The 11,980-nt window shown below is 60.4% G+C and carries 12 protein-coding genes; 8 read left to right on the top strand and 4 right to left on the bottom strand.

Annotated features, from left to right (window positions below; translation table 11 throughout):
* Positions 1-4: 4 nt before the first annotated feature.
* Together F561_RS0116640 and F561_RS25740 are read right to left on the bottom strand one after the other, a co-directional pair.
* Positions 5-424 (bottom strand): ExbD/TolR family protein, encoded by a 420-nt coding sequence (locus F561_RS0116640; RefSeq protein WP_019011101.1) that lies wholly within the window; start codon positions 422-424, stop codon positions 5-7.
* Entirely contained in the window at positions 421-1,134 is a 714-nt protein-coding gene (locus F561_RS25740) for a MotA/TolQ/ExbB proton channel family protein (protein WP_019011100.1), read from the bottom strand. The genes F561_RS0116640 and F561_RS25740 overlap by 4 nt, the downstream gene beginning before the upstream one ends.
* Positions 1,135-1,397: 263 nt before the next feature.
* Between F561_RS25740 and sufC the strand changes: the two genes are divergently transcribed.
* From sufC to sufD, 5 genes are all read left to right on the top strand, one after another.
* A complete protein-coding gene (gene sufC / locus F561_RS0116630) occupies positions 1,398-2,183 on the top strand; it encodes a Fe-S cluster assembly ATPase SufC (RefSeq protein ID WP_019011099.1) in 786 nt (261 codons plus the stop codon).
* Positions 2,184-2,293: 110 nt separating this feature from the next.
* Positions 2,294-3,700, top strand: coding sequence for a Fe-S cluster assembly protein SufB (sufB, locus tag F561_RS0116625; protein ID WP_019011098.1), 1,407 nt, complete (start codon positions 2,294-2,296; stop codon positions 3,698-3,700).
* A complete protein-coding gene (locus F561_RS28970; protein ID WP_157451943.1) occupies positions 3,693-4,160 on the top strand; it encodes a hypothetical protein in 468 nt (155 codons plus the stop codon). Before sufB ends, F561_RS28970 begins: the two co-directional genes overlap by 8 nt.
* A gap of 42 nt (positions 4,161-4,202) precedes the next feature.
* Positions 4,203-4,559, top strand: coding sequence for a VOC family protein (locus F561_RS0116620; RefSeq protein WP_019011097.1), 357 nt, complete (start codon positions 4,203-4,205; stop codon positions 4,557-4,559).
* Positions 4,560-4,616: 57 nt separating this feature from the next.
* Positions 4,617-5,975, top strand: coding sequence for a Fe-S cluster assembly protein SufD (gene sufD, locus F561_RS0116615; RefSeq protein ID WP_019011096.1), 1,359 nt, complete (start codon positions 4,617-4,619; stop codon positions 5,973-5,975).
* A gap of 84 nt (positions 5,976-6,059) precedes the next feature.
* On the opposite strand, the gene sthA is transcribed toward sufD, so the two are convergent.
* Both sthA and F561_RS0116605 read right to left on the bottom strand, forming a co-directional pair.
* On the bottom strand, positions 6,060-7,568 hold the full coding sequence (gene sthA, locus F561_RS25735; protein WP_211214830.1) for a Si-specific NAD(P)(+) transhydrogenase: 1,509 nt from the start codon (positions 7,566-7,568) through the stop codon (positions 6,060-6,062).
* 200 nt (positions 7,569-7,768) lie between these two features.
* Positions 7,769-8,464 carry a 50S ribosomal protein L25/general stress protein Ctc gene (locus F561_RS0116605; RefSeq protein WP_019011094.1) on the bottom strand — a complete coding sequence of 232 codons (696 nt, stop codon included), beginning with the start codon at positions 8,462-8,464 and terminating at the stop codon, positions 7,769-7,771.
* Between the two features lie 338 nt (positions 8,465-8,802).
* On the opposite strand from F561_RS0116605, the gene efp reads away from it, so the two are divergent.
* The 3 genes from efp to accC all read left to right on the top strand — a co-directional run bounded on the left by efp (position 8,803) and on the right by accC (position 11,594).
* Complete coding sequence (efp, locus tag F561_RS0116600; protein ID WP_019011093.1) at positions 8,803-9,360, top strand: elongation factor P; 558 nt, start codon at positions 8,803-8,805, stop codon at positions 9,358-9,360.
* 240 nt (positions 9,361-9,600) lie between these two features.
* Positions 9,601-10,164 (top strand): acetyl-CoA carboxylase biotin carboxyl carrier protein, encoded by a 564-nt coding sequence (accB, locus tag F561_RS0116595; protein WP_019011092.1) that lies wholly within the window; start codon positions 9,601-9,603, stop codon positions 10,162-10,164.
* Positions 10,165-10,256: 92 nt separating this feature from the next.
* Entirely contained in the window at positions 10,257-11,594 is a 1,338-nt protein-coding gene (gene accC / locus F561_RS0116590) for an acetyl-CoA carboxylase biotin carboxylase subunit (protein ID WP_019011091.1), read from the top strand.
* The last annotated feature ends 386 nt before the right edge of the window (positions 11,595-11,980 follow it).

Genomic DNA, 11,980 nt, shown 5'->3' with positions numbered 1-11,980 from the left:
AGCCTCATTCTCCCTTGCGCGTGCCCAGCGCCAGCCGTTCGCCGCCCGCCTGCTTGATGGCGTCCATCACCCGCACGACTGTTCCGTAATTGCCGCGCTCATCGGCCCGCAGGCCCACCACTCCGCCCGAGGTCTTCAGCAATGGCTTCAGGGCCGCGCCCAGTTTGGTCAGGGTGGTTTCCTTGCCGTTCAGAAAGAGCTTTCCGGCCCGGTCCACGCTGACGATGGGCAGGGCGGGCGTTTCCTGCACGGTGGTGCTGGCACGCGGCAGATCCAGCGGCAGGGCATTCTGGCGTGCGCCGAGGCTGCTGGTCAGAAAAAAGAAGATCAGCAGCAGCAGCACGATATCCACCATCGGGGCAAAGTCGAAGGTGACACCGTCTCCCCCTTCCCGAAATCGGCGGCGCATGGCGGGCCGGGTCATCCCCGTACCGTGCTTGCCGGAACCGCGTCGAACGAGAGAGCGACTTCGGGCATGGCGTCAGAGGCACTCCGGAAGTTGCTTCCCACCGCCAATGGACGCGACAACCACGAGGGCAGCTCTTCGCGCACCCGCTCGGCCTGCACCGCGATCCGGTCGGCGCGGGCACGCAGGGCATTGCGGGCCACATACGCCAGAATAGCCACGATCAGGCCGCCCGCCGTATTGATCAGCGCCTCACTGATGCCGGTGGCGAGTTGCGCGGGCGTGGGCGCAGCCGTACTGCTGAACACCAGAAACGAGCGCACCATCCCGATGACCGTACCCAGCAACCCCAGCAGCGGGGCCACCTGAGCCGCCGTGCCCAGCGCACTCAGGCCCGCGTACAGCCGCGCATCTTCGGCCAATAGGGTGGCGTTCATGGCGGCGAGGCTGGCGTCCGGCCCCCGGTCTGCGCGGAGCAGGCCCGCCCGGAGCACATGGGCGGCGGGGCTGGCCTGCAAGTCGGTGGCCCGGTCTACTTCGGCCAGGGCTGCGGCTGGCCCACTTTCGGCAGTGACGGCGCGGGCACGCTCGATCAGGGCCGAGGCGTCGCGCCCCAGCCGTGCCAATGCCTGCGCCCGTGCAGCAGCCAGATAAACGACGTAAATCGAGAGGGCCAGCAGCACCCACAGCAGCGGCCCGGCAGAGCGGGCGAGATCAAAGGCATTCATTCCTTTCACGGTTAACACATGCCCGCGTGGCAAGCGTGAAAATGCTGTGCGGCGCACTCATGAAGCCCGGCTGACTGATGAAGAAACGCCTTGGCCGTTGCCCGGTTAAGGGCCGCAAATCCATACCAAACCACTCGACTTTAAGACCGTTCTGCGGGTAGAATGGGCCAGTAAGTAGGAATCATTCTCAAGAAGGATTTCTCAAATTCAAGCCGCGCAGCTTCCAGCCGCACCGCTGCCCCACCGCAGCGACAAGGAGATTCATGACCGACCAGAGCAGCCCCGTTCAGACGGCCCCCTACCAGATCGAAATTCGCAACCTTCACGCCTCTGTGGGCGACATGCCCATCCTGAAGGGCATCAACCTGACCATTCCCCGCGGTGAGCTGCACGCCGTGATGGGGCCGAACGGCAACGGCAAAAGCACGCTTGCCAAGGTGATCGTGGGCGACCCCGAATACACCGTGACTGAAGGCGAAGTGCTGGTGGACGGCCAGAATATTCTGGAGATGGAACCCGACGAACGCGCCCGCCTCGGCGTCTTTTTGGCCTTCCAGTACCCCGTCGAAATTCCGGGCGTCACCATCGCCAACTTCCTGCGTCTTGCCATGCAGGCCCGCAAGGCCGAGGGCGAAGAAGTGAGCTTCAGCGAGTTCTACGGCAAGCTGCTGGCCGCCCTGAAGGTGCTGGAATGGGACGAAAGCATCGTGGAACGCTACCTGAACGCGGGCTTTTCCGGCGGCGAGAAGAAGCGCAACGAAATTTTGCAGATGCTGATGCTGGAACCGACCTACATCATCATGGACGAAACCGATTCGGGCCTCGATGTGGACGCGCTCAAGATCGTCGCCAAAGGCGTGAACTCCATGCGCGGCGCAAACCTCGGCGGTCTGATCATCACCCACTACCAGCGCCTGCTGGACTACATCGTGCCTGACCGCGTTCACATCATCGTAGACGGCAAAGTCGTGCAGTCGGGCGGCCCCGAACTCGCCAAGAAGCTGGACAGCGAAGGCTACGACTGGGTCAAAGAGTTGGCGTTGGCGTAAGCAGTTGCTGGACAGGTGAAAAGCGTCTCAGCAACCTCTGCGGGGCGCAAAGATTCCTGTCTATCAGAGGCCCACAGCACTCAAGAAGGACTGAGCTTTAAGGAGTCACCATGACCGTTAATCCTGAAGTCAATGACATCAACAACACCTACGAATACGGCTGGAGCAACCCCGAACGCTACGCTGTCAAGGCCCCCAAAGGCCTGAGCCGCGAAGTCGTCGAAATGATCAGCCGCAACAAAGATGAGCCGCAGTGGATGTTGGATTTCCGCCTCAAAGCACTGGAAATCTTTTACAGCAAGCCCATGCCCACCTGGGGCGCAGACCTGAGCGGCCTGAACCTCGACGAAATTTACTACTACATCAAGCCCGAAGGCATGAACGCCCGAAGCTGGGATGACGTGCCCGACGACGTGAAGAAGACCTTCGAGCGGCTGGGCATCCCCGAGGCCGAGCGTGCCGCGCTGGCAGGCGTGGGCGCACAGTACGAGTCGGAAATGGTGTACCACAACCTCAAAGAAGAGTGGGAAAAGCTGGGCGTGGTCTTCCTGAGCATCGAAGACGGCCTGAAGCAGTACCCCGACCTGTTCCGCGAGCATTTTGCGACCATCGTGCCGCCCGAAGACAACAAGTTTGCGGCCATCAACAGCGCCGTGTGGTCAGGCGGGTCGTTCGTGTACGTGCCCAAGGGCGTGAAGGTGGACATCCCTCTGCAAACGTACTTCCGCATCAACGCGGAAAGCAGCGGCCAGTTCGAGCGCACCCTCATCATCATCGATGAAGGCGCACAGGCCCACTACATCGAGGGTTGTACCGCCCCCGCCTACAACTCCGACTCCTTCCACTCCGGCGTGATCGAAATCGTGGTGAAGGAAGGCGCACGCTTCCGCTATTCCACCATCCAGAACTGGAGCCATAACGTCTACAACCTCGTGACCCAGCGGGCCGCCGTGTACGGGCATGGCGTGATGGAATGGGTGGACGGCAACCTGGGCAGCAAAGTCACCATGAAGTACCCCGCCTGCTACCTGCTCGAAGAGGGCGCACGCGGCGAGGTGCTGAGCATCGCCATGGCCGGACGCGGGCAGCATCAGGACGCAGGCGCGAAGATCGTGCATTTTGCGGCCAACACCAGCGGCAGCATCGTGTCCAAGTCGATCAGCAAGGATTCGGGCCGCAGCTCTTACCGTGGCTTGGTCAAGATTTACGAAGGCGCCCGCAACGCCAAGACCAACGTGGAATGCGACGCCCTCCTGCTGGACGAGGAAGCCCGCACGGACACCTACCCTTACATCGAGATCGAGGAAAAGACCGCCCGCGTGGGCCACGAAGCCACCGTGTCCAAGATCAACGACGAGCAGATTCTGTACTTGCAGAGCCGTGGTCTGAGTGAAGATCAGGCAGCGGGCCTCATCGTGCGCGGATTCATTGAGCCGATTGCCAAAGAACTGCCGCTTGAATACGCCGTGGAACTGAACCGCCTGATCGAGCTGGAGATGGAAGGCTCGGTTGGCTAAAGCAGTCAGGCCATTCATCCGGTTTTTGGGCTGGATGTTTGGCCTTCTTGTTGTGGGGATTGCACTGCTCTGGTTTTATCTGTGGGGCACAACCGATATTAATGGTTGGCGAACGTGGGGCTTTCGGCTCACGCATCAGATTGTCTGGGTCAACGAGAAACAACTAGGCTCCAGAGATATCTATTTCGTAACGAAGGCCCGCGAGAATCCTACACGAGCTGTCAAATCTTGTATTCGGGCCTTTGATTACACGCTGTATTACGAGGGTCTGTTCAATCACTGTATTGCTTTTGGTTCAGCCGATGACGCCAAAGCACAGCTTAAGAATCCTGATCTGAGTTGTGAACAAGCCAGAGCAACCCAAACACCTTACGACACGGCCAGGAACGCTGACATTAAGGTGAATACCGGAAAACGCTGTGCGGATCAAAGAAAAGTATTGCCACCGGGTTCGACATGAAAGAAGACGCTCTATTCAGAAACAGAAGATTTAGGAGTCCACTTGAAACTAAATCACATCAATTTAGGCGTAACAGATGTGCCCGTAGCCGTAGAAATCTTTGAGCGTTACTTTGGCCTTAAGCAGGCAGAAGGCATGCCCCGCAACGACAATATGACGTTCATGCACGATGACGGTGGTTCTCTGATCTCTGTCTTTAAAAGTAAGGATGTGTCGTACCCGAAAGTCTTCCATATCGGCTTTCTGCAAGACACGCCCGAGCAGGTGCGGGCCATTCACGCCGAACTCACGGCGGGCGGCTACCAGATTCCCGGCCCCAATGAAAATCACGGACGCCTGACCTTCTACTTCAATACACCTTTCGGCGTCATCGTCGAAGTCGAATCGTTTCTAGGCTAATTCAGTAGGCTCCTTCAGGCCTTTTCCGGCTGATAGGGCTGCTTCACAGGAGGATCAATGACCCAAACCCCCTTTACCACCGAACTGCTTGCAGCGGGCGGCCCCGAGTGGCTGACCACCAAGCGCCGCGAAAGCCTGGACCTCTTCAATACGCTGGAAGTGCCGCATGAAGGCGTGGAAGCGTGGAAATACACGCAGGTCAGCGTCGATTTTGCCGAACTCCGGCCTCACGGAAAGCGTGAGCGCGTGGCCGATGTCGCCTCGTTGCCTGCCAGCGTGCAGGAGCGGCTGAACGGAACCGATGTGGGCGCGTTCCTTGTGCTGGACGGCCCGGACGTGGTGTACCGCACCGAGCTGCCCGCCGAGTTGAGCGCGAAAGGCGTGATCTTCACCGATCTGAAGACCGCCGTGGAACAGTACCCCGACAAGGTGCAGCAGTACCTCTACAGCGTGGTGCCTGCCGAAGTGCCCGACGACACCACCATTGCTGCCCCCGGCACCACGCCCAGCAAGTCACCCGATCCCAGTGAAGGCAAATTCAGTGCGCTGGCGGCGGCCCTGTGGACAAACGGTGCGTTCGTGTACGTGCCACGCGGCGTAGAAGTGGAATTGCCGCTCGGCTCCTTCCGCGTGATGAGCGAGGCTGGAACCTACACGGCGACCCGTACCCTCGTGGTGGCCGAAGCCAACAGCAGCGTGACCTTTATCGACGAGCAGGACAGCGAAGACCTGCCGGGAACCTACGCCATCGGCGCGGTAGAACTGGTCGTGAAGGACGGCGCACGCCTTCGCTACGTCTCTATTCAGAACTGGGGCAAAGGCGTCACGCACATCCAGCGACAGCGCGGCGACGTGGGCAAAGATGCCACGCTCAACAGCCTCGTCGTGACGATGGGCGGAACCCTGAGCCGCACCGAAATGCAGAGCTATCTGCGCGGTCAGGGCAGCGATTCTGAGATGCTGGCGCTGTACTTTGCCAACGACGATCAGCACTTCGACCACTACACCCTGCAGCACCACGCCGCCGCCAATGCGCACAGCGACCTGCTCTACAAGGGCGTGGGTGACGATTCCTCGGTGGGCGTGTTCAGCGGCATGATCAAGGTGGACCTGCACGCGCAGAAGACGGACGCGTACCAGAAGCACCGTACCCTGATGCTGTCCAGCGACGCCCGCAATTACAGCGTGCCGCAACTGGAGATCAACGCCAACGATGTGCGCTGCTCTCACGGCAGCACCACCGGGCCTGTGGATCAGGAGCAGCTGTTCTTCCTGCGTTCACGCGGAATTAGCCGGGAACTGGCCGAAAAGATGCTCGTCACGGCCTTTCTGGAAGACGTGCTGACCCGTGTGCCCCTCAAGAGCGTGGTGGCCTACATCGAAGGCATCATCGCCAAGAAGGTCGGCGCAGCCTAAAGTTCCGTTCAGACTGACCAAAGTGGCCTGCTCCCTAGCTTGGAGCAGGCCACTTATCTGTGTTTTGCTTGTTTCGCCTTGCGACTACACCACTTCGCCCACAGCGGCAGCCGGTTCCAGCTTCGGCTCCAGCGCCGGAACACTGCCCAGCCGGTTAATGCCATCAAACGCCGCTGTTTTGTAGCATTCTGCCAAGGTGGGGTAATTGAAGACCGTGTTGACAAAGTAATCCACGGTGCCGCCGAAAGCCATGACCGCCTGACCAATGTGGATCAGTTCGCTTGCGCCTGTGCCGATGATATGCACGCCCAGCAGTTCGCGGGTTTCGAGGTGGAAGATCAGTTTGAGCGTGCCCTGTTCGTCACCGATGATCTGGCCGCGTGCGATTTCACGGTACTGGGCCTTGCCAATTTCGTAGGGCACGCCCGCCGCCGTCAATTCCTCCTCGTTTTTGCCCACCGTACTGATTTCGGGAATGGTGTAGATGCCGTATGGGAACAACTCGGGCACGCTCTGGGTCGGAACGCCGAAGGCGTGGCAGGTCGCCAGTCTGCCCTGTTCCATGCTCACACTTGCCAGGGAGGGAAAGCCGATCACGTCGCCCACCGCGTAGATGTGAGGCACTGCCGTCTGATAGTGCTCGTTCACGGCAATTCGGCCACGCTCATCGGCGCTGAGGCCCGCTGCATCCAGATTCAGCTTGTCGGTGGCTCCCACCCGCCCGATGGAATAAAGCACCATATCGCTGACGATCTCTTTACCGCTGGCAAGCGTGACGCGCACGCGCTGGCCCAGATGGTCGGTGACCTGCTCCACCGACTTGACAGCCTCGCCCAGCCGCAGAGTCATGCGGTTCTGGCGCATCTGGTAGGCCAGTACATCTGTGATTTCAAAGTCCACGAATTCCAGCAGGCGTGGGCGCTTGTCTATCAGGGTGACGCGCACGCCCAGCGCGGCAAACATGCTGGCGTATTCGCAGCCGATCACGCCGCCGCCGATCACGGTGACGGTGCGCGGCAGGTTCTGCAAATCCAGAATATCGTCGCTGATGATGATGCGCTTGCCGTCAAAAGGAATATTTCGGTCACGGGCAGCCCTGGTGCCTACAGCTATGACGATGGTGCGGGCGGTCACGTCGCGCCAGGCATCTCCTTGCCCGCGCACATCCCGCAGCCTGACCGTGTTTGGCCCCATAAAAGACGCCTCGGCGTTGATGGTTTCGATTCGGTTGCGGTGCAGTTGGTGGCGTACCACATCCAGTTCGTGCGCCATCACGCTGCTGGTTCTGAGCAGCAAATCCTGCACGGTGATGTCGTCTTTGACCGAATAGGACGACCCATACAGGCCGCGCTGGTTGTAGCCGCTGAGGTGCATGATGGCTTCCCGGAAGGTCTTGGAGGGAATCGTGCCCGTATTGATGCACACGCCGCCCACCACCGACTTCCGTTCGACCACCGCGACTTTCTTGCCCAGTTTGGCGGCCTGAATCGCCGCACGCTGTCCGCCGGGGCCAGAGCCGATCACCAGCAGGTCGTAGGTAAAGTCTTGTGCCGGAGCCTGCACCGGAGTGGATGGTGAAACAGTCTGCATCATGCGGCAACCTCGGAGGGAGCGGAAGGCGAAAGGGCAACAGGAGTGGTCTGTTCACGCTACCATCCCCCACGCATCCGCACAGGCAGTCATCTGCCCCGGTCGGTCCGATTCAGCAAAGAACAGAGCCGGAACACCCGTGTGGGGCGTCCCGGCTCTGTTTAAAGCGTTGGCTGAGCTGTTGGAGTTGAGGCGGCTGAAGCTTACGCTTCGCTGCTGTCTTCGCTCTCGGCAGCGGCTTCGGCCTTGACTTCCTCGATGCTCGCGTCGCCTTCCAGCACGGCGGCGGCGGCTTCTTCGGACAGTTCGCCCGCAGCGACCATGCCAGCAACCTGAACGGCCTGCGTTTCGGCAGCCAGTTCGTCGGCGCTCATACGGGGAGCCAGCAGGCTGATGACGACGGTATCTTCGTCCAGACCGAGCTTGACGCCTTCGGGCAACTTGATCTGACCGGCGGTGATGTGATCACCGATGTTCAGCTTGCTCACGTCCACCGAGATTTCCTGAGGAATGCGGCGGGGGCCAGGAGCAACAACGGCGAGGTTGTGGACAACGATATCCACGAGGCCGCCCATGATTTCACCCTGGCTCTTGCCGGTGGTGTGTACGGGCACGCTGACGGCCACAGGCTCACCGTAGGTCACCATGTAGAAATCGACGTGGATGGGCACGCGGCGGCGCTTGTCCATCTGGACAGCCTTCACCAACGCAGGGAAAGGCTGGCTGCCTTCGACGGTGATGTCGAAGATGCCCGTGGTGCCTTGCTTGCGAAAAGCGCGGTCAAATGCCTTCAGATCGAGGGCAAAGCTCACGTTGTTTTCTTTGTTGTAGGCGACGGCGGGGATCATGCCTTCGGCCATTTTTTCCTGACTTTTGCGGGGTTGGGCGTTCAGTTCCATGCTGGGTGACTCTCCTTGGGGGTGTCTCTCGTCTGGCCGCCTCGCTCTCTTCCGTACCCAAAGCTTAAAAGCGTCGGGGCGCGGGGGCGGGCGTCAAGCAACCGTGACAGTGTAGCAAAACTGGGGGATGGGGGGAAGGGCTAATCAGGACACCGGTGATGAAGGGTGGCCGGGAATGCAGGATCACCGCTGCTCAGAACACGCAGCCCTCTGCTAGAATCGTTCCTGTTGCCGCGAGGCCCCCCGCATTGCCGCCCCAACCCGGTGGCAACGCGCCCAGAGAATGGGTCTAGAACACAGGCCCAGTGGCGGCCCCGGCCCGCACAAGGAGAACCAACATGATCAGCGTAACGGAACTGAGAAACGGCACCAAAGTGGAAATGGACGGCGGCCTGTGGGAATGCCTCGATTACTCTCACCTGAAGATGGGACGCGGCGGCGCGAAAGTCGTCACCAAGTTCCGCAACATGGAAACGGGCAGCATCGTGGACCGCACCTTCAACAGCGGCGAAAAGTTGCAGGACATTTTCGTTGAAGGCAAGAAGATGCAGTACCTCTACCGCGACGGCGACGACTTCATGTTCATGGACATGGACACCTACGACCAGGTCAGCCTGCCCCCCACCCTGGTGGGCGACGCCGCCAAGTTCATGAAGGAAAACACCGACGTGGAAGTGCAGGTCTACGGCGACAAGGCCCTGAAGATCACCCTGCCCAACATGGTGGTCCTGAAGATCACGCAGACCGACCCCGGCGTACGCGGCGACACCGTTTCGGGCGGCACCAAGCCCGCCACGCTGGAAACCGGCGCGATCGTGCAGGTGCCCCTGTTCGTGGAGCAGGAAACCAGCGTCAAGGTGGACACCCGGACGGGCGAATACCTCAGCCGCGCCTGAGAATTTCCCCAGCCCCTGTGCCCCAAGAGCACTGAAGAACCGCCCTGCATGACGTGGGGCGGCTTTTTTGTACCGGCGTTTGCATCGGCCTAAAAGGTCGGTGTTTGTGGTTAGACTCAGTGCAGACAATCCGCCTTTTGCCTGATCCCTGCTGTCCTCTCACCGTTTGCGCGGCATGATGAGCGGCGACGTTTCATTCCGTTTCACTTCGTAGACTTAACCCGCACCACAGGAGGGGCCATGAACCCAGAAGACCTCAAACGAATCCTTGACGCCCTGAGCGCCGCCGATGTCCGTGAATTCAGCCTGAAGACCGGCAGCTTTGCCCTTGACCTCAAACGCGGCCCGCAGGCGATGGGCGGCCCCGCCTTTGCCCCCAGCGCCAACTTCTCCAGTCCAAACGGTTCCAGTGGCCCCGCTGCGCCCCAGCCAGCGGCCTTTGCTCCTGCACCCAGTGCCAGCACACCCAGTGGGCCAGCCGCGCCCGCAGAAGTGGCCCCTGCTGCCTCTGCGCCCGCCGCTCCTGCCACGCCAGAAACGCCCGCTGCCCCCGCCAAGGCCGCCAGCGCCGGAACACCCGTGAAGGCTCCGATTGTGGGCACGTTCTATGCGTCCAGCAGCCCCGACGCCGCGCCGTTCGTCAAAATTGGCGACAGCGTGAGCGCCGGGCGGGTGCTGTGCATCATCGAAGCCATGAAACTGATGAATGAGATCGAGGCCGAAACGGGCGGTGTGGTGCGAGAAATTCTGGTCAAGAACGCCGATCCGGTGGAATACGGCCAGACGCTGTTCATTATCGAATAAACAAGCAACAAGGGATCGTGGATTGTGGAGCGTAGACCGGGGTCAACAACGGTCTTTCTACGCTCCACGATGCTGATCTTCTCGGAGGCAACATGTTCAAGAAAATTCTGATTGCCAACCGGGGCGAAATTGCCCTGCGCGTGATTCGCACGGCCCGCGAAATGGGCATCAAAACTGTAGTGGTGTATTCCACCGCCGATGAAAAGAGCCTGCCTGTGCTGCTGGCTGATGAAAGCGTGTGCGTGGGGCCGCCCGCCAGCAACGCCTCATACCTCAATATTCCCAACATCCTATCGGCGGCCCTGATGACGGGCGCAGAAGGCATTCACCCCGGTTACGGGTTCATGGCCGAAAACCCCGACTTTGCCGAAATGTGCCGCGACCACGGCATCGTGTTTATCGGCCCCACGCCGGAAAGCATGCGGGCGCTGGGCAGCAAGGCAGGCGGGCGCGAGATCGCCGCGAGCAGCAATGTGCCTGTTGTGCCCGGAACCGGCGTACTGGAAGACGTGGACGCCGCACTCTTGGCCGCCAAGCAGGTGGGCTATCCGGTGCTGCTGAAGGCCAGTGCGGGCGGCGGCGGGCGCGGGCAAAAAGTGGTCCGGACGCAGGAAGAACTCAAGTCGGCCTTCAATCAGGCGCAGGAAGAAGCGCGGCTGTACTTTGGCGACCCCGCCATCATCATGGAAAAGTTTCTGGAAGAATTCCGCCATGTCGAGGTGCAGGTCATGGGCGACGGCAACGGCCATGTCATCCACATCGGCGAGCGCGACTGCTCTATCCAGCGGCGCAACCAGAAGCTGATTGAGGAAGCGCCCAGCACTCTGCCCGCCACGCTGCGTCAGGAAATTTTGGATGCCGGTGTGCGGCTGGCCCAGCACGTGAACTACGCCGGGGCAGGCACGCTGGAATTCATCGTGGACCGCGACGGCAACTACTACTTCATGGAGATGAACACCCGGATTCAGGTGGAACATTGCGTGTCTGAGATGATTTCCGGGCTGGATTTCGTGAAGATGCAGCTTCAGATCGCGGCGGGCGAGGGCTTGCCGCTGAAGCAGGAGGACATCGTGCTGCGCGGGCACGCCATCGAATGCCGCCTGAACGCCGAAGACCCCGACAAGGATTTCAGGCCAGCGGCAGGCAAAATCGACGACGTGCATTTTGCAGGCGGCCCCGGCGTGCGGGTAGACAGCCACGTCTACACGGGCTACGTGATTCCGCCCCACTACGATTCACTGATCGGCAAACTGATCGTGCACCACGACACCCGCGAGCAGGCCATTGCCCGCATGAAACGTGCGCTGGAAGAAACTGTGATTCACGGCCCGAAAACCACCATTCCGCTATACGTGAAGATCATGGACAACCCGTTCTACAAGCGCGGTGCGGTGATGACGAACTTCCTTAAGACCAGAATGGAGATGTAATGCCAAATTGCGATGATTCGTGAGAATCATCCGAGCAGAGCGAGTGGCAAAAAGTACGGGCTGGCGGCGATGGACGAATATCCGGCGCTTTCCCGGATGTTCGGGAATCAGAGCAAGTCCGCTGAGGGACTGACAAAACAGATGAGAATGCCCCCGTCGGGGCATTCTTGAGCTGCGATGACACAAGAACAACGCACCGATGGGGACGCCGTCATTCTATTCAGCCGGGTCTTCGATCTGCTCCGGTCAGCCCCATGGCGGGACCGCCGACACGCTCTGACGATGGCTTGGATGGTCGTGGGCCTCTTGATGTCGCAGGTTCCACACCCTGCGGCGTGGTGCTCTTTTCGTTGTTTCACGCGCTCGATACGCTCAGAGCCATGAAC

Origin of the sequence: Deinococcus aquatilis DSM 23025 (assembly GCF_000378445.1) — a bacterium.
GTDB classification, from domain to species: domain Bacteria; phylum Deinococcota; class Deinococci; order Deinococcales; family Deinococcaceae; genus Deinococcus; species Deinococcus aquatilis.
The sequence above is the reverse complement of the archived record's forward strand: the minus strand, read 5'-3'. Positions and strand labels throughout refer to the sequence as shown.

Bases quoted from the DNA above. Each gene is read 5' to 3' on its own strand.
- sufB (WP_019011098.1), top strand. From the start codon at position 2,294: ATGACCGTTAATCCTGAAGTCAATGACATCAACAACACCTACGAATAC.
- sthA (WP_211214830.1), bottom strand. From the start codon at position 7,568: ATGATGCAGACTGTTTCACCATCCACTCCGGTGCAGGCTCCGGCACAA.
- F561_RS0116640 (WP_019011101.1), bottom strand. From the start codon at position 424: ATGACCCGGCCCGCCATGCGCCGCCGATTTCGGGAAGGGGGAGACGGT.
- accC (WP_019011091.1), top strand. From the start codon at position 10,257: ATGTTCAAGAAAATTCTGATTGCCAACCGGGGCGAAATTGCCCTGCGC.
- F561_RS0116605 (WP_019011094.1), bottom strand. From the start codon at position 8,464: ATGGAACTGAACGCCCAACCCCGCAAAAGTCAGGAAAAAATGGCCGAA.
- efp (WP_019011093.1), top strand. From the start codon at position 8,803: ATGATCAGCGTAACGGAACTGAGAAACGGCACCAAAGTGGAAATGGAC.
- sufD (WP_019011096.1), top strand. From the start codon at position 4,617: ATGACCCAAACCCCCTTTACCACCGAACTGCTTGCAGCGGGCGGCCCC.
- accB (WP_019011092.1), top strand. From the start codon at position 9,601: ATGAACCCAGAAGACCTCAAACGAATCCTTGACGCCCTGAGCGCCGCC.
- F561_RS25740 (WP_019011100.1), bottom strand. From the start codon at position 1,134: ATGAATGCCTTTGATCTCGCCCGCTCTGCCGGGCCGCTGCTGTGGGTG.
- sufC (WP_019011099.1), top strand. From the start codon at position 1,398: ATGACCGACCAGAGCAGCCCCGTTCAGACGGCCCCCTACCAGATCGAA.